Annotated in this window: 14 protein-coding genes; 12 read left to right on the top strand and 2 right to left on the bottom strand. The window is 42.6% G+C overall.

Annotated elements, in window-relative coordinates:
* Window positions 1-184: 184 nt before the first annotated feature.
* From FHS45_RS13190 to FHS45_RS13180, 3 genes are all read left to right on the top strand, one after another.
* A complete protein-coding gene (locus FHS45_RS13190; protein ID WP_229717879.1) occupies window positions 185-1468 on the top strand; it encodes a PucR family transcriptional regulator in 1284 nt (427 codons plus the stop codon).
* A gap of 94 nt (window positions 1469-1562) precedes the next feature.
* Entirely contained in the window at window positions 1563-2516 is a 954-nt protein-coding gene (locus FHS45_RS13185) for an aromatic acid exporter family protein (protein WP_062446575.1), read from the top strand.
* 45 nt (window positions 2517-2561) lie between these two features.
* Window positions 2562-3074, top strand: a complete 513-nt coding sequence (locus tag FHS45_RS13180) for a L,D-transpeptidase (protein WP_062446573.1) — start codon at window positions 2562-2564, stop codon at window positions 3072-3074.
* A gap of 56 nt (window positions 3075-3130) precedes the next feature.
* Here FHS45_RS13180 and prli42 read toward each other — a convergent pair whose 3' ends face one another.
* The gene (prli42, locus tag FHS45_RS13175) at window positions 3131-3241 is read right to left on the bottom strand and encodes a stressosome-associated protein Prli42 (protein ID WP_229717878.1); all 111 of its coding nucleotides are present in this window, start codon (window positions 3239-3241) and stop codon (window positions 3131-3133) included.
* 239 nt (window positions 3242-3480) lie between these two features.
* Here prli42 and FHS45_RS13170 point away from each other — a divergent pair, with 239 nt between their 5' ends.
* The 6 genes from FHS45_RS13170 to FHS45_RS13145 all read left to right on the top strand — a co-directional run bounded on the left by FHS45_RS13170 (window position 3481) and on the right by FHS45_RS13145 (window position 10659).
* Window positions 3481-5145, top strand: coding sequence for an acyl-CoA mutase large subunit family protein (locus FHS45_RS13170; RefSeq protein ID WP_062446571.1), 1665 nt, complete (start codon window positions 3481-3483; stop codon window positions 5143-5145).
* A 15-nt stretch (window positions 5146-5160) separates the two neighbouring features.
* Window positions 5161-5982, top strand: a complete 822-nt coding sequence (gene mce, locus FHS45_RS13165; protein ID WP_062446569.1) for a methylmalonyl-CoA epimerase — start codon at window positions 5161-5163, stop codon at window positions 5980-5982.
* 6 nt (window positions 5983-5988) lie between these two features.
* The gene (locus FHS45_RS13160) at window positions 5989-7536 is read left to right on the top strand and encodes an acyl-CoA carboxylase subunit beta (protein WP_062446566.1); all 1548 of its coding nucleotides are present in this window, start codon (window positions 5989-5991) and stop codon (window positions 7534-7536) included.
* A 96-nt stretch (window positions 7537-7632) separates the two neighbouring features.
* Window positions 7633-8760 carry a M20/M25/M40 family metallo-hydrolase gene (locus FHS45_RS13155; protein WP_062446564.1) on the top strand — a complete coding sequence of 376 codons (1128 nt, stop codon included), beginning with the start codon at window positions 7633-7635 and terminating at the stop codon, window positions 8758-8760.
* Between the two features lie 158 nt (window positions 8761-8918).
* Window positions 8919-10172, top strand: a complete 1254-nt coding sequence (locus FHS45_RS13150; RefSeq protein ID WP_062446562.1) for a DNA polymerase IV — start codon at window positions 8919-8921, stop codon at window positions 10170-10172.
* A 160-nt stretch (window positions 10173-10332) separates the two neighbouring features.
* Window positions 10333-10659 (top strand): CHY zinc finger protein, encoded by a 327-nt coding sequence (locus FHS45_RS13145; protein ID WP_062446560.1) that lies wholly within the window; start codon window positions 10333-10335, stop codon window positions 10657-10659.
* Window positions 10660-10775: 116 nt separating this feature from the next.
* Here FHS45_RS13145 and ppc read toward each other — a convergent pair whose 3' ends face one another.
* Window positions 10776-13535, bottom strand: a complete 2760-nt coding sequence (gene ppc, locus FHS45_RS13140; protein WP_062446558.1) for a phosphoenolpyruvate carboxylase — start codon at window positions 13533-13535, stop codon at window positions 10776-10778.
* 306 nt (window positions 13536-13841) lie between these two features.
* Between ppc and FHS45_RS13135 the strand changes: the two genes are divergently transcribed.
* From FHS45_RS13135 to FHS45_RS13125, 3 genes are read left to right on the top strand one after another with little or no spacing between them, the layout of a single operon-like run.
* Window positions 13842-14231, top strand: coding sequence for a GntR family transcriptional regulator (locus FHS45_RS13135; RefSeq protein WP_062446556.1), 390 nt, complete (start codon window positions 13842-13844; stop codon window positions 14229-14231).
* A complete protein-coding gene (locus tag FHS45_RS13130; protein ID WP_062446554.1) occupies window positions 14224-15123 on the top strand; it encodes an ABC transporter ATP-binding protein in 900 nt (299 codons plus the stop codon). The genes FHS45_RS13135 and FHS45_RS13130 overlap by 8 nt, the downstream gene beginning before the upstream one ends.
* A complete protein-coding gene (locus FHS45_RS13125; protein WP_062446552.1) occupies window positions 15101-17035 on the top strand; it encodes a DUF6449 domain-containing protein in 1935 nt (644 codons plus the stop codon). Before FHS45_RS13130 ends, FHS45_RS13125 begins: the two co-directional genes overlap by 23 nt.
* The last annotated feature ends 123 nt before the right edge of the window (window positions 17036-17158 follow it).

Raw genomic sequence — 17158 nt, 5'->3', positions numbered from 1 at the left:
ACTCCCAGGAAGGGGGTGCTGCTTTTTTTTGGAAAATTTGAAATGTCTTCTAAAGATCATGACTTTCAAGTGGTTCTTCTTTCGGTTTCCACTTGAAATTCGATATAATTAGCAGTAACTTATTTTTACGTACCCCGGAGACCTCCAAAAATTGGGGGAGCGGGTGGCATGGAGGAGGGTAGACATGACTATGGATGTAAAAGATATGATTTATCGGACAGATGATATTCATAGAGTGACCGAACTGATCAGCTCAAAATTGAACAAGCCAGTCATTATTGAGAATAAAAACTTTGAGCTGGTATCCTATAGTGCTTCCATGGATGAGTTCGATCAGACACAGCAAAAGACAATCCTTTCTAAGAAATGTCCGATTTTTATCATCGACCGTTTGAAAAAGGAAGGGATTGTCCAGCGTCTTGAGAAACAGCCGACGCCTATCAGAGTTCAACCGATTGAAGAACTTGGTTTTTATCAAAGAATCGTCATCGCTGCTAAACACCTGGGACAAACGATGGGATATATATGGGTGCAGGAATCGGAAACACTGCTTAAGGACGAGGAGCTTGATTTTTTACAAGAAATCAATCCCCATTTAGGTAAGCTTGTTTATGACGCATATGCCAAAGTTAATGCCAAAGAAGGCCGACGTGAGGAATTACTGTGGAACTTGCTTCAGCATGAGTATGGCAGTGAAAATCAATTGCGTAACGAAGCGACTTTAGCAAAACTGCAATTGCCGGAACGTTTTTCCGTATTGGTGTTCGCTATTTCTGACCCCGGTGAAAATTATCGGTTAGATTATTTAGAAAAAGTAGTGGAAAGTTTCTACCTCAGGAGAAAATTATATTTATTGAAATCTGACTATCAAATAGTGTTGATTGTCCAAGGAGAAACGGACAAAGAGTTTTCTTCAAGAAATCTGGCACGTGAATTCATCAGTGAAGTAAGAGATATTGCAGGCCACAAGGTTTTTTATCGTTTTTTGATTGGCCTGGGGAAGGAATATACGTCACTGATTCAGATGAGAAAGAGTTTTCTTGAAGCTTTGGAAGTTATTGAAACGGCTAATTTTATTACTCCACGTCCGGAAACGATGCCTAGGGAATTTTCTAAATTAGGGGTCTATCGTTATCTGGCAGCTTTGTATGAAAAGAATAGCTCAGAAGATTATTTTAGTGAGGACTTGCTGCGATTGATGAAAAAGGATAGGGAAAGCCAGACCGACCTGCTGAAGACTCTGGAAGTTTACCTTGCTAACAACGGGAAGGGCAAACAGACGGCAAATGATTTGTATATTCATCCCAATACACTTAATTATCGGATCAAACAAATACTGGAATTGACGAATATCGATTTTAATGACTTCAATATGAAAAGTTACCTATATACAGAATTGTTGCTTTTGAATAACGTCCCGGCCTACTATCAAAGATATAAGGAAGCAGCAGAAAGAGGAGGCAGCTGAAACTTTCATTAAAGGGACGGCTGCCTTTTCAGGATATAGGAAGTCATGTTATGATTTTAAAATATTTTAGTACAACTAGGAAGAGGAGCCATCTATTGTGAAAATCGGTTATCGCACGATAAAAACAGCTATCGGTACACCGGTTGCTATTTGGATTGCCCAATTGATGAGCCTGGAAAACTTTGCATCTGCCGGAATTCTGACCATTTTATGTATACAAGTAACCAGAAAACGTTCGATATTATCGGCATGGCACAGGTTTGCTGCCTGTATAATTGCCATGGTTTATTCTTATGTATTTTTTGAGGCGTTAGGATATAATCCTATTGCAATTGGTCTAATGCTTTTCTTGTTTATTCCTACCACTGTGAAATTAAAGGTTTCTCCTGGAATAGTGACCAGTTCAGTTATTATTCTTCATCTTTATGGTTCGAAAAATATCGATTTATCGGTAATCGCAAACGAATTTATGTTAATTGTCGTCGGGATCGGAACCGCTTTGATTTTGAACCTGTATATGCCGAGTTTAGATAATAAGCTTTATGAATATCAGGAAAAGATTGAGCGAAACTTTTCTATTATCCTAAAAGAATTAGCCACGTACCTTCGTGAAGGGGACAATGACTGGTCCGGCAAAGAATTGACCGAAACAGCGGAACTCCTGGAAGCGTCTAAATCGATGGCATTCCGGGATGTGGAAAATCATTTACTTCGTTCTCATAATCAGCATTATCATTATTTTAATATGCGAGTGAAACAATTTGAGTTGTTGGAGAGAATGCTGCCGCTGGTAAGCAGTGTGTCTGGTTCTTATAAGCATTCGATTAAGATAGCTGCTTTCTTTGATGAACTGGCAGAAGCTGTTCATCCTGGAAATACCGCAGTCATTTACTTGAGACAGATCCAGGAGTTAAGGAAAGAGTTCCGGGAAGATCAATTACCGGAATCCAGGCAGGAATTTGAAGTGAGGGCAAGTCTGTTTAATTTACTTAATGAAATCGAACAGTATTTGATTATTAAACGTTCTTTTAAAAAGAGTGACGTATAGAAGGCGGAGCAGAGAGGGGATGCTAAGCAAAAAGGAGAAATCACCATGCAAACGCTTCTTATCTTTCTTCTGTTAGCTTTCTCTCCTCCTTATCATCCGGAAGTTACCGACCCATTCATCATTGTCAGTAAAGAAACGAACCAGCTTGCTTTTTTTGACAACGGCAAGCTGGAAAAGGTTTATCGGGTTGCTACCGGGGCAACACAAGACCTTACACCTGCGGGATTATTTACGGTTACTGTAAAAGCTAAAGATCCCTATTACCGTAAAAAGGATATACCAGGAGGGGACCCTAAAAACCCGTTAGGCTCAAGATGGATCGGCTTTGATGCTAAGGGGACTGATGGCCGGATTTACGGTATACATGGTACGAATCAGCCTTCTTCGATCGGGGAAAATGTCTCCCAGGGTTGTATCCGTTCGAATAATAACGAGGTAGAACAACTGTATGAACAGGTGCCAATCGGGGCGAAAATTTTGATAGTAGAAAATGATCGGGACTTTTTAAGTCTCTACGAGGATTATGTAAGACAGGAAATGAAGAAAAGACTTCAATAAAAAAGCGGAGTTTGCCAGGGCAAGCTCCGCTTTTTTTCAATTTAAACTACATTTTATTAAAGAAACATTCCTGCCCCTGCTAATAGAGATGACAGTACCATAGATAAAATCATGATATAAATAACTATTTTCATCCGGCGTTCACGTTTTGACTGTTTTCTAGCCAAGGTTGTTACCTCCTTTATACATCCTCGGGATGTCCGAAAATACCCCGGACACACGTTAACTGTATTTTACATGTTATTGGGGGATTGGACAAGACCGGAAAAGTATTTCAAAATAGAATTATGAAATCTTTCAAAAATTTGAAAAATCATGGCATTGTTTCAGGTTTTTTGGTGAAAAGAGGTCTGATTTTTTGGTAAGCTAGTAAGGAAGATATTCAGGGAGAGGGAGGGTCAATTGAATGAGTGATCAATCAAAGTATCAACAACAAAAGCAACAGTGGGAAACGGACGTGGATAAAACCACCCAACGATTCCCTGAGCGTAAAGAAAACTTTGTTACAAGCTCTGAAATTCCAGTAGAACGAATTTATACACCGGAGGATGCTTCTTCCGTGTCTTCGTATGAAGAAAATTTAGGCTTTCCGGGGCAATACCCTTATACACGTGGTATCCAGCCGACCATGTATCGAAGCAGATACTGGACAATGCGTCAATACGCAGGGTTTGGTTCTGCGGAAGAGACAAATAAACGTTTTCGATATTTATTAGAACAAGGGCAGACGGGATTGTCCGTAGCATTCGACCTGCCAACACAAATCGGTTATGATTCCGATGACCCGATGGCAGAAGGAGAAGTTGGTAAAGTTGGTGTGGCAATTGATTCTTTAAAGGACATGGAGAAGCTTTTTGATCAAATTCCTCTTGATAAAGTCAGCACGTCCATGACGATCAATGCTCCGGCCTCCATTTTACTCTGCATGTACATAGCGGTAGGAGAAAAGCAGGGAGTACCGATGGAGAAGCTGACCGGAACCATCCAGAATGATATTCTAAAGGAATATATTGCTCGTGGGACATACATTTTTCCGCCAAAACCATCCATGCGTCTGATTACAAATATATTCGGCTATTGCCAGACAAACGTGCCAAAGTTCAACACCATCAGTATTTCCGGCTATCATATCCGGGAAGCGGGATCTACTGCAGTGCAGGAAGTCGCTTTTACAATTGCGAATGGCATGGCTTATGTAGATGCTGCTATTGAATCTGGCTTGGAAGTAGACCAGTTTGCACCAAGACTTGCGTTTTTCTTCAATGCTCACAATCAATTCTTTGAAGAAGTAGCGAAATATAGAGCGGCACGACGTATTTGGGCGAAAATCATGAAAGAGCATTACAAAGCAGAAAATCCGAAAAGCTGGAAGCTTCGTTTCCATACCCAAACTGGTGGATCTACATTGACTGCACAACAGCCGGATAACAATATTGTTCGGGTTACATTGCAAGCGCTTGCAGCAGTTATGGGAGGAACGCAAAGCCTCCATACGAATTCCAGGGATGAGGCGTTGGCTTTACCTACGGAAGATTCTGCCCGAATTGCGCTCCGTACTCAGCAGATCCTCGCTAATGAAAGTGGGGTAGCCGATACGATTGATCCATTAGGCGGTTCCTACTATGTTGAATCCTTGACAGACAAAATCGAAGCAGAGGTCAACGATTACCTGGAGCGAATCAAGAAACTGGGCGGGGCCGTGCAGGCGGTCGAAGACGGTTATATGCAGCGGGAAATCCATCAATCAGCATACGAGGCACAAAAGCGAATTGAATCAAAAGAAGATATTATCGTGGGGATGAATGATTTCCGTATTGATGAAGAAATCAATCCTGATTTGCTTCGAGTAGACGAAGCGTTAGAAGCAAGACAAATCGAACAGACAAAAAATATAAGAGAATCAAGAGATCAGCAGCTGATCGAAGATTGCCTGCAGAATTTGAAGCAGGCAGCACAGAATGCGAATGAAAATTTGATGCCATATATCCTTGAAGCGGTTAAAGCATATGCTACCGTCGGAGAAATCGCCAATGTATTACGAGAGGAATTTGGCGAATATACGGGGATGTAAAAGGGGGAAACGGACATGAAAAAACAAATACGCGCATTGATAGCTAAACCAGGTTTGGACGGCCATGATCGTGGAGCTTTAATCATTGCACAGGCATTGAGAGATCATGGGATGGAAGTAATCTACACAGGATTGAGACAGTCACCAATCCAAATCGCACAAGCTGCCATCCAGGAGGATGTCGACGTAGTAGGTTTATCATCTTTATCCGGTGCACATAAATCGCTGTTTCCAAAAGTAGTGCAGGCTTTGAAAGATAAAGGAGCAGAAGATATCCCGGTCATCGGTGGAGGAGTGATTCCTGCTGAAGACATTGCTTACTTAGAGGAACAGGGAGTGGCAAAAATATTCACTAGCGGCACGCCGACGGAAGCTATCGCAAATTATATAGAAAAACTGGTCGATCCCGACGCTGGACTGATTACTCCTCCTGAGAAAATCGCCCACATCGGGATAGCAGTCAAGCAACTGGAAGCAGCCCTTCCTTTTTATCAGGATGTGCTTGGTCTGAAGCTGGAAAATGTGGAGGAAGTAGCTTCGGAGCAGGTGCGCGTTGCTTTTCTTAAAATTGGAGAGACCAGACTGGAATTACTGGAGCCGTTAAGTGAAGAATCGCCTATCCAGAAACACATAGAAAAGCGTGGGGAAGGCATCCATCACATTGCACTGGAAGTGGATGATATCCACGAACGACTGGAACAATATAGGGAAAGTGGTGTTGCATTGATTCATGAAACGCCAAAAACAGGAGCGCATAACAGTCAAATCGCCTTCCTTCATCCAAAAGCTGGAAACGGCGTCTTATATGAATTGTGTCAGCATAGTGAGAAGGAGTGATACATCATGGATATTTACGATAAAATAAATGAACTTTATGATAAACGCCGTCAGACAGAACTTGGCGGTGGTGACGAGAGAATTGAAAAGCAGCATGCCAAAGGAAAAATGACAGCAAGAGAGCGAATCGATTACATGCTGGATGAGGGAACATTCATTGAATTGAACCCATTTATGGAACATCGCGGAGACAGCTTCGGTATGAATGGGCAGTCGGCACCAGGAGAGGGTGTTGTGACAGGTTTTGGTAAAATTGATGGGAGAGAAGTTTACTTATTCGCCCAGGACTTTACTGTCTTCGGCGGGGCTTTAGGTGAAATGCATGCGAAAAAAATTGCTGCCGTCATGGACTTAGCAGTTAAAAATGGTACACCATTTATTGGATTAAATGATTCCGGGGGCGCTCGCATCCAGGAGGGGGTTTCATCCCTTGATGGCTATGGCCATGTTTTTTATCGAAATTCCATATACTCTGGGGTTATACCTCAAATTTCAGTAATAATGGGTCCATGTGCTGGCGGAGCTGTGTATTCTCCGGCTATCACAGATTTTGTGATCATGGTGGAAGAAACGTCCCAGATGTTCATTACCGGACCAAAGGTCATTGAAACTGTCACAGGTGAGAAAATTTCATCGGAAGACCTTGGTGGTGCTTATGTGCATAACTCGAAGAGCGGAAACGCCCACTTAAAAACACAGGATGAAGAATCAGCACTTGATGCTGTCCGTCAGCTGGTGAGTTACCTCCCAGCTAACAATGAAGAGAAACCTCCAGTACGAGAGATGGAGGAGAAAGATGACTACCTTCCTGATTTGACAGACAAGATACCATTCGATCCGATCCGGCCTTACGATGTACGTGTGGTTATCGACGAAGTAGTCGATCCTGATTCATTTTTTGAAATTCATAAAGACTTTGCTAAGAACATCGTCGTGGGCTTCGCAAGACTTAAAGGCAAGACGGTTGGCCTTGTGTGCAATCAGCCGAAGTACATGGCCGGTGGTCTCGATATTGACTCCAGTGATAAAGCGGCAAGGTTTATTCGATTCTGTGATTCTTTCAATATACCAATCATTACGTTTGAAGATGTCACCGGTTTCTTCCCGGGAATCAAGCAGGAGCATGGAGGCATCATTCGTCACGGAGCAAAAATTTTGTATGCCTATTCAGAGGCGACAGTACCAAAGCTCACGGTTATTACAAGAAAAGCTTATGGTGGGGCATATGTAGCACTGAATAGTAAATCCATCGGTGCAGACCTGGTCTATGCATGGCCGAATGCTGAAATTGCCGTAATGGGACCTGAAGGTGCGGCCAATATCATTTTCGCTAAAGAAATAAAAGAAAGTAATAACCCGGAAGAAACACGCCAGAAAAAAATCAGCGAGTACCGGGAACGTTTTGCTAACCCTTATGTGGCAGCTTCCCTGGGCATGGTTGATGATGTCATCGATCCTCGAGAGACCCGGAGCACTTTGATCAAAGCACTGGATATGCTGAAAAATAAAAAGGAAGAACGACCGAAAAAGAAACACGGCAATATTCCTCTCTAAAGATGCCGGCAGCCTGAAACTGCCTTCGTTGACAGTTTCAGGCTGTTCCGCTAACGTAATAATTGGACCGTCTGATACGTAAAGGAGGACATACGAATGGCAGCTGTAAATAAAGAGCGTCTGATTGAGGAGTTCCTGGAGCTGGTGCAGGTTGATTCTGAGACGAAAGACGAAGCGAAAATTGCAGAAGTATTGAAAAAGAAATTCACGGAGCTTGGTCTGGAAGTGCTGGAAGATGATGCGCGGAGCCAGACAGAGCACGATGCCAACAATTTGATTTGTAACCTGAAAGGGACAAAGGAAGGCGTCGATACAATTTATTTTACCTCCCATATGGATACCGTAGTTCCAGGGAATGGAGTCAAGCCCTCGATTGAAGATGGCTATATCGTAACTGATGGAACTACCATTCTGGGTGCGGATGATAAAGCAGGCCTTGCAGCTATGCTGGAAGCCATCCGTGTACTGAAGGAAAAAGATATCGAACATGGGGACATCCAGTTTGTCATTACTGTTGGGGAGGAAAGCGGCTTAGTCGGTGCCAAGGCACTTGATGCTTCCCTATTAAAAGCTAAATATGGCTACGCCATCGACAGTGACGGAAAGGTCGGCAACATTATCGTTGCTGCTCCGACACAAGCAAAAATTAATGCGATCGTCAAAGGCAAGACAGCGCATGCCGGCGTTGCTCCAGAAAAGGGTGTTTCTGCGATAACGCTTGCTGCTAAAGCAATCGCCAAAATGCCGCTTGGCCGGATTGACGACGAGACGACGGCAAATATCGGCCGCTTTGAAGGCGGGAAGCAGACGAATATCGTTTGCGATCATGTGGAAATTTTAGCAGAAGCACGCTCACTGGTTCCGGAAAAAATGGAAGCTCAAGTGGAGAAAATGAAAGAAGCATTCCATAACACTGCCAAGGAAATGGGCGGTGAAGTAGATGTCGAGGTCACCGTCATGTACCCTGGCTTTAAACACCAGGCTGGTGACAAGGTCGTTGAAGTTGCTCGCAGTGCTGCCAAAAATATTGGCCGTGAAAGTGAACTGCTGCAAAGTGGCGGCGGAAGTGATGCAAATATCATTGCCGGGCATGGCATTCCGACAGTAAACCTCGCAGTAGGGTATGAAGAGATTCATACAACTAATGAACGCATGCCAGTAGCTGAACTCGAAAAAGTTGCTGAGTTTGTCACTGCAATCATTCAGGAAGCAGCCGAAGCATAAATGAACAAATCGATCATGCTTAACAAGCATGGTCGATTTTTTAGTTTCTGCCGACCCGGGACATCCAGATTCTGGGGGACCTGGGGTGTGTCTCGAATTATGTTGCTTACCCGTGCTATAATAGAAGAACAAAAGTTCGTAAAGAAGGAAGGATCCCCATGTCTTCTAGATGGTACCCGAAAAATGGCAGGGTCATTTTTCATGTCGATATGAATAGTTTCTATGCTTCTGTTGAGATGGCATTCGACCCCACCTTGAAGGGGAAACCTTTGGCTATCGCAGGAAACCCGGAAGAACGAAAGGGGATTGTCGTAACCAGCAGCTACGAAGCAAGGAAGCACGGTGTAAAAACGACGATGCCGTTATGGGAAGCCAAACGGCATTGTCCTGATTTGATCGTGATGCGCCCGAACTTCGACCGGTATCGTACGGCGTCTAAAGAAATGTTTAAAATACTGGCAGATGTCACAGAGATTATCCAGCCGGTATCGATCGATGAAGGGTATATGGATATCACAGCCTGCGAACATCTTGGTTCTCCATTGGAAATAGCTGATCGAATCCAACAGCGGATTTCTGATGAACTCGACCTCCCATGCAGTATCGGTATCGCACCAAATAAGTTTCTGGCTAAGATGGCTTCGGATATGAAAAAGCCGATGGGCATCACCGTTTTGCGAAAACGTGACCTGTCGAAGAAATTATGGCCGCTACCGATTGAAGAAATGTATGGCGTCGGCGATAAAACAGCTGCAAAACTTCGCAATTATAACATTGAAACCATTGGTGATCTTGCTAATTATGATGTATTTAAACTGAAACAATTATTGGGGATTAATGGCGAGCGGTTGAGAAACCGTGCTAATGGACAAGACAACCGTCCTGTGGATCCAGAAGCCGTACATGAATTCAAAAGTATCGGAACTTCAACCACTCTGTCCCAGGATACCACCGATGATATGGAGATCCGCCAGGTGTTGAGGAAACTTGCAAATAAAGTGGCTGCCCGTATGAGTGGAAAAAAAGTACTGGCGAGAAATGTCCAGTTGATGATCCGTTATCACGACTGGAAAAACATCACAAGAAGCAGACAAATGAATGATTATATCCATACCTCGGATGATCTGTTTCATATTGCTTCCAGGCTATTTGATGAACATTGGAACCAGGAACCTGTCCGGCTGTTAGGAATAACTGCAGGAGATTTGGCCGAACAGAAAGAAGTGACCCAACAACTGGACATATTCAGCTACGAGCAGTACGCAGAAAAAGAAAAGCTCTATAAAACCATCGATGAGCTGACGGAGCGTTATGGCAAAAACCCTTTTCAGGACCTGACGGCTGCAAGCGATCGCTCACATAAAGTCAGTACCAGCTTTCAAAAAGACTTTTTAGACGACTATAAAAAATAACGGCATCCAGACCCTTTCAGGTACTGGATGTTATTATTTAGCCGGAAATTTATCTTCTTTGAAGGAAATCATTAGATAGGAAACGAATAATCAGTTGTTAGTGGAATTATAGAAAAGATTACATAAAAAAGTAGGAGAGTAAAAAGGAGGGAAAGGCATCATGGAGTCCAGCAATAAGAAAGTTAAAGGGGTACAGGTAGATCCTTACACGCGTTGCCAACACTATCATAGTGACATAGATATCATTGCCATCAAATTTTATTGCTGCAAAGAATATTACGCTTGCTATTATTGCCATAAGGAAAAGGCGAATCACCGGGAGGAAAAATGGCCACGGGAACTTTGGAATGAGCAGGCAATTCTCTGTGGGAATTGCGACCATGAATTGACTATCAATGAATATATAGAAGCTTCTGAATGTCCGTCATGCAGGCACCGTTTTAATGAAAAGTGCAGTAACCATTATCCATTATATTTTGATTTTTAAGTAAAGCGTACATTAGGTTCAACCGGAAAGATAGGAACATTAAAAAGCAGTTGGCGAAAATTGCCAACTGCTTTTCTCGTGGTTTATTATTTCTTGCAATATGCGCATAGTCTTAATCAGCCAGTGTTGCGAAGTCCGGCAGCAACACCACTGATAGTAAGGAGGACTTCTGTTAGCAGACTTTCTTCTCTGCTATCGGTTTCTCTTAACTCTTTGATCAATTCTACCTGTAGGAAATTCAATGGATCAACGTAAGGATTACGTAATCTTACAGAATCCTGGATCGTCACTTGTTTATCCAATAATTCCTTGTCCCCGCTGATCTTTAACAGGATATCTTTCGTTCTATTATATTCATCAACAATCTCACTATAGATCCGTTCACCAAGGTCTTTATCTTTAACAAGCGATTTGTAGTGATTTGCTGTCTGAAGATCCGCTTTCATCAAAGCCATCTGCAGGTTATCGATGGTGGAGCGGAAGAAAGGCCAATGTTCATACATTTGCTGCAATGTCTCCAGGTGACTGCTGCTTTGTTCTGCATAGGAAGTCAGCCCGGAACCGGCTGCATACCAGGCCGGAAGCAGCTGGCGGTTCTGTGTCCAGGAAAATACCCACGGAATCGCACGTAGATTCTCAAATTTAGAGCTGTCTTTCCGTTTCATCGGTCTGGATCCGATATTCAGTTCACTGATTTCTTTCAATGGTGTTGCCTCATTGAAGTAAGTGAGGAAGTCTTTGTCGCCAAATACTAGAGATTGATATTTTTTCAGGGAAACCTCCGATATTTCTTCCATGGCTTTTTCCCATGTAGCTTCTCGGTGATGTCCTTGTTCTGATTCTTTCGATACATGGGCAGCTCCTTCAACGAGGGTAGATGCTGCCTGCTCCAGGCTTCGATAAGCGATATCGCGGATAAGGTAGCGGGAAGACAATACCTCACCTTGTTCTGTAATTTTTACACCATCTCCCAAGGTTTCCGCTGGCTGGGAAAGGATACTTCGATTCAATGGCCCGCCGCCGCGACCTAGTGATCCTCCACGACCATGGAAGAATTTAAGTCCAATGTTATATTCCCTGGCCATATCATGAATCTCCTGTTGTGCATTGTAAAGCTTCCAATTGGCAGTCAGTGTACCGCCATCTTTACTTCCATCGGAATAGCCTAACATGACTTCCTGATGGTTATTTCGCTCGCCTAAGTGTTTACGGTAGGCATCCATTTCAAATAAAGTTTTCAAAATTTCAGGTCCTGCTATCAAATCGTCCACTGTTTCCAGAAGAGGTGCGACATTGAGATTACTTTCCACTCTTCCATAGGGATGCAGACGGTAAATGCCGGCTTCTTTGGCAAGCACTAATACTTCCAGCAGGTCACTGGCTGCTTCTGTCATGCTTACAAGGTATACCTCGATGGCACGATCCCCGAATTCACGATGGGCTTCACGGATTAAATTGAAAACCCGCAGCATTTGTTGTGTTTCCTCTGAATAATCCTCATCCAACAAAGTGATCGGGCGTGGGTCTTCGAGGATTCCTTCCAGCGTTTTAATTTTTTCTTGTTCACTTAATGAAGCATAATCTTCGCAGATATTTACTTTCTGGAGTATCTCCGTTATGGCGGCTTCATGCTCGCCACTATGGTTCCTAATGTCGAGTGTCGCTAAATGAAAGCCGAACAGCTGAACCTGGCGTACCAGTTTACGAAGCATCTTTAATTCCCGCTGGTTTGGCTGATGACTGTTTACACTTCGTTGAATCATATACAGGTCGTCCAATAGCTGATCAGCAGAATCGTAGCCTAATTCTGATTTTCCGACATTGCGAAGCCTCTCTAAAATGATGGCAAATTTACGTCGGTATATTTCTTTTTCTACACGCCATTTTTTATTTGCACCAATAATGGCTTCTTCTTTTTCTACAGAGGTAAGCAGCTCATCAGTGACCGAAACAATTTTGGTCGAATGGCTGAACCGCTTCATTAATTCAACCAGTACTTCCTCATATTTATTGAGCACCAGCTCTCGATGTTTCTTCAAGGTATTCCAGGTAATATCAGGGGTTACGTTCGGGTTTCCGTCACGGTCTCCCCCAATCCATGAGCCGAAACGAAGGAAGTTAGGGATTTGCCACTCCTCGCCTGGATAGCTTTCTTCCAGCCTGTCTTCCAGTTCCTGATGGATGTCAGGAAGTACATCGAAAAGTGTTTCATCAAAGTAGTAAAGCCCATTTCTCACTTCATCCATTACTGTTGGTTTACGCTCTCGGAGCTCATCCGTCTGCCATAGAACTGTCACCTCATTCATTAAACTGTCCTGTAACTGTTCCCTTTCATGGGAAGTGAGTTGAGGGTTGTCCAATTGTTGCAAAATGGTAGCGATCCGTTTTTGGATTTCCAATACCGTCCGTTTTGTCGCTTCTGTCGGATGGGCCGTGATAATCAGTTCTAAGGATAATTGGTCGAGCACATCCTGAATTACGGAACTGGAAATTTCATTCTTGCGAAGTGACTCGACTGCACTCTCTAAGGAGAATGGTTGTATTCCATGATCTTCACGAAGCTGGTATTCGCGGCGCCGGCGTACGCGATGGTTCTGCTCAGCTATATTAACAAGATGGAAATAAATTGAGAATGCGCGGATGACTTGGGAGCGCATCGGAGGATGGAGGTTTTCGATTTCTTGTTTCAACTTTTGATAGGTTGCTTCATCCGGGTTGTTTCTCAGCTCTTTTGACATTTGGCGGATAGTTTCTACTTTATCGAACAATTCTTGACCGCCATGATGAATTAAAATGTCACCGAGCATATTACCCAGTTCACTTACGTCTCGACGTAAGGGGATAGTACTGTCATTGGATTGTCTTGTTGTTGTCATGATTTCACCTTCCTGTTTTTCTTTAAAAATTACTGGCCGAATTATGGCCGATGTATGTTTTCTTATGTTATCAGAATTTTTAGGATAGTCAAATCTATTAACTATAAAAATTTAACCAGACTAGTTTTGTTGAAGTTTTAAACTATCAAAATTTTTTAGGTTTCTCCACTGTTCTGCTTACTCATGGTAAATAATTTCATAAAAAGTAAAAAACTGCTTCTCAAATTCCATATTATCCTATATACTTTAACTGTACTAAGGATACTAATACAGTTAACACGGTTCATGGATCGGAGGGAGAAAGCCATGTTTGATTTGGATTTACGAAGCAGAAAGCCAATCTACGAACAGCTTGTCGAGAAATTCAAGGAATTAATTATTAAAGAGGTACTTCAGGCAGACGAGAAGCTTCCTTCGGTAAGAACATTGGCGAGGCAGATGACGATTAATCCAAATACGATTCAAAAAGCCTATCGCGAGCTGGAAACCCAAGGCTACATCTATTCGGTAAAAGGAAAAGGGAGCTTCGTACAGGTTTCCGATGACGCCGTTAATCAGGAGGAACTTATGAAGATAAAAGAAAAACTGACAGCGGATATTTCTGAAGCGTTGTATCTTGGCATGACACGGACAGAAATCGAACAGCTTATTAAAGAAGCAGAAGAATCGATAGGGGGGCAAAAGACAAATGATTGAATTACGGGGTGTAGAGAAATCTTTTCAAAACCAAAGGGTGCTTAATGATATTACATTACAGATTAAGACCGGTTCCATCTATGGTCTTCTCGGATCTAATGGGGCAGGGAAAACCACCCTGCTGAAAGTTATGGCTGGAATATTAAAGCAGGAGGAAGGCAGTGTACAGGTGAACGAGGCTCCCGTGTTTGAAAATCCTGAGGTGAAAAATAAAATGGTTTTTATCCCTGATCGGCTTTACTTTTTCCCTCATTACACGATTGAACAAATGTCAAAGTTTTATCAAAATATTTATTCTGGCTGGGACCAGCCAAGGTTCGAGGAATTAAAAAATATATTTGGCCTCGATATTAAAAAGAAAGTCAGTCAGTTTTCGAAAGGCATGCAAAGGCAGGTAGCGTTCTGGCTTGCTTTATCAGCTATGCCGGATATCCTGGTTCTCGATGAACCGTTTGACGGCTTGGATCCAGTTGTAAGGAAAAAGGTGAAAAATCTATTGATCCGGGATGTCGCAGAAAGGCAAATGACCATTGTGATATCCTCGCATAACTTAAGAGAAGTAGAAGACATCTGCGATTATGTAGGGATTATACATAATGGAGACATTCTTTTAGAAAAAGACCTCGATGACTTGAAAGCGGACATCCATAAAGTTCAGGCAGCTTTCAGAAATCACGTGCCTGCCAAATTGAAACAGGAATTGACACTCCTGCACGAAGAAAAGCGGGGAAGCGTCCGGTTATGGATCGTAAGGGGGAAGGAAGAGGTCATCACAGAGAAGGTTGGAGCTTATAATCCGGTAGTTTTTGATTTACTGCCGCTTACATTAGAAGAAATATTTATTTATGAAATGGGAGGTGTCGGCTACAATGTGGAAAACATCCTCGTTTAAAAAAGAAGTTACAAAACAGAACTTCCGTAGTGTGGGCTGGATCGGTATCGTATATTTGGCCGGTCTGCTATTCGCCCTTCCTATCAAGTTAATGATGGAAGTATCAAGCGACAGACCTTTAGGTGAATATTTCTATCAAAGAGGGTTATTTCAGGTTAATTTTGAAATCCAGCAGCTGTTGATGATCGTCCTGCCTGTGTTGTTAGGAGTGTTTTTATTTCGTTATCTTCATGTAAAAGAGTCCTCCGACTTTATACATAGCCTGCCATTAAAGCGGATGGAGCTTTACAATATTAATGTCTGGAATGGCCTGGTTATCTTAGTTTTACCCATTGTCATCACCACCTTAATCATTGCCATCATTACTGTCAGCTACGATTTAACTGGTATTTATGAGTGGAGGGACCTTTGGTATTGGGCGGGTGGCACACTGTGCTATACATTACTGCTGTTTTTTTCCACCGTGTTTGTCGGCATGTTGACCGGCATGTCAGCCGTTCAGGGTGTCCTGACTTATATTATGCTGCTTTTCCCGGCAGGTATCACCGTGCTTTTCTACTTCGTCCTTGACCAGTTTTTATATGGTTTTTCTACTAACTATTATATGGACAGCAGCATAGAGATGCTTTCACCACTCAGCGATTCATTAAACTTATTTAATGGGTCCTTACCAGCAAGCCGGTTTATTATTTATGCAAGTATCGCCGTATTTTTCTATGGCTTAGCATGGGTTATTTACAAACATAGAAAATTAGAAATGGCCGGGCAGGCAATCGTTTATAACGGCTTGAAACCATTGTTCAAATACGGATTGACCTTCTGTATGATGCTCGTAGGCGGATTATATTTTCAAAATCAGCCTTCCGGATGGGTGATTTTTGGGTATATAGTAGGTTCATTGATTGGATATACGATTGCTGAGATAGTATTGCAAAAAACATGGCGGGTCTTTGGTAAATGGAAAGGATACCTTGGCTTTGCCGTTGTCACGTTCCTTGTTTTTTTCATGCTAGAAGCAGATGTCACCGATTATGAAAAAGAAATACCTGAAGCGGGGAATGTGGAACGGGTATTTATAGGAGAAGGTTCATATACGTATAAAAACAAAAACGAGATGATGATGTCCGAATCGGGATACCTGACCAGCGCAGATAATATCGAGGCGATTCGCAGACTGCATCAGCAGATTGTGGAAGCCGGCCCGCCTAATGATAATGCTAACAGGAAGCGAAATATATTTCTTGTCTATGAGGAAAAAGGTCAGGAAAGTGTCATTAGAGAATATATAATCTCTGAAGACCAGCTTCAATCTGTACTGAAACCTATCTATGAATCAGAAGAATATAAACAGTTAAAATACCCGATCTTGCATGTGGACAGTGAAGATATCGATAATATCCGGTTTTATGTTCCCGGGAAAGAGGACGAGAACATTGTAATAACAGATGCTGATAAGATTACATCATTGGTGAATCAATTGAAACAGGATTTGAATGAAGAAACCTTTGATAAAAGGTTTCCCTTGATCGGAGACCAGGGTGAAGTCAGTTTCTCTTTAAGTGATGGAGGAGAAATTCATGTACCATTGAAACGTTCGTATGACCGATTTAATGACTGGCTTCAGGAGCAGCAAATGTACGAAGAGGTCATCCTGACAGCCGATGATATTTCAAAAGCCGTAATCATGTATGGAGAAGGGGATGAAAGTTCGATTTATAATCGATTCGAAAAAGCTGCTGCATCGAGCGACCATGTATGGACGGTAACGGATCCCGAAAAAGTCGAGATGCTACTGAATAGGAGCGGCCATGACAATCAAGGAAGTTATTTTGTTGCCCTTTACTACAAGGGAGGATATCCGGAAATGATCTATCGTATCCCGGAAGACTTTGTATCCCGACTCATCAAATAAAGAAAGAATGAGCGCTTAGCATGAGAAAAGGGGCTGTCCCATAAGTCTGTAACAGACTAATTGGGGCAGCTTTTTTCGTTTATTGTTGATATCGGAAAAGTGGGGCTGGGAAACGATTCCCTT

Origin of the sequence: Thalassobacillus devorans (assembly GCF_011761345.1) — a bacterium.
In the GTDB taxonomy this organism is placed as follows: Bacteria; Bacillota; Bacilli; order Bacillales; family Halobacillaceae; genus Thalassobacillus; species Thalassobacillus devorans.
The sequence above is the reverse complement of the archived record's forward strand: the minus strand, read 5'-3'. Positions and strand labels throughout refer to the sequence as shown.

Bases quoted from the DNA above. Each gene is read 5' to 3' on its own strand.
- ppc (WP_062446558.1), bottom strand. From the start codon at position 13,535: ATGACAACAACAAGACAATCCAATGACAGTACTATCCCCTTACGTCGA.
- FHS45_RS13125 (WP_062446552.1), top strand. From the start codon at position 15,101: ATGTGGAAAACATCCTCGTTTAAAAAAGAAGTTACAAAACAGAACTTC.
- FHS45_RS13170 (WP_062446571.1), top strand. From the start codon at position 3,481: ATGAGTGATCAATCAAAGTATCAACAACAAAAGCAACAGTGGGAAACG.
- FHS45_RS13155 (WP_062446564.1), top strand. From the start codon at position 7,633: ATGGCAGCTGTAAATAAAGAGCGTCTGATTGAGGAGTTCCTGGAGCTG.
- mce (WP_062446569.1), top strand. From the start codon at position 5,161: ATGAAAAAACAAATACGCGCATTGATAGCTAAACCAGGTTTGGACGGC.
- FHS45_RS13190 (WP_229717879.1), top strand. From the start codon at position 185: ATGACTATGGATGTAAAAGATATGATTTATCGGACAGATGATATTCAT.
- FHS45_RS13160 (WP_062446566.1), top strand. From the start codon at position 5,989: ATGGATATTTACGATAAAATAAATGAACTTTATGATAAACGCCGTCAG.
- FHS45_RS13150 (WP_062446562.1), top strand. From the start codon at position 8,919: ATGTCTTCTAGATGGTACCCGAAAAATGGCAGGGTCATTTTTCATGTC.
- FHS45_RS13135 (WP_062446556.1), top strand. From the start codon at position 13,842: ATGTTTGATTTGGATTTACGAAGCAGAAAGCCAATCTACGAACAGCTT.
- FHS45_RS13130 (WP_062446554.1), top strand. From the start codon at position 14,224: ATGATTGAATTACGGGGTGTAGAGAAATCTTTTCAAAACCAAAGGGTG.
- FHS45_RS13180 (WP_062446573.1), top strand. From the start codon at position 2,562: ATGCAAACGCTTCTTATCTTTCTTCTGTTAGCTTTCTCTCCTCCTTAT.
- FHS45_RS13145 (WP_062446560.1), top strand. From the start codon at position 10,333: ATGGAGTCCAGCAATAAGAAAGTTAAAGGGGTACAGGTAGATCCTTAC.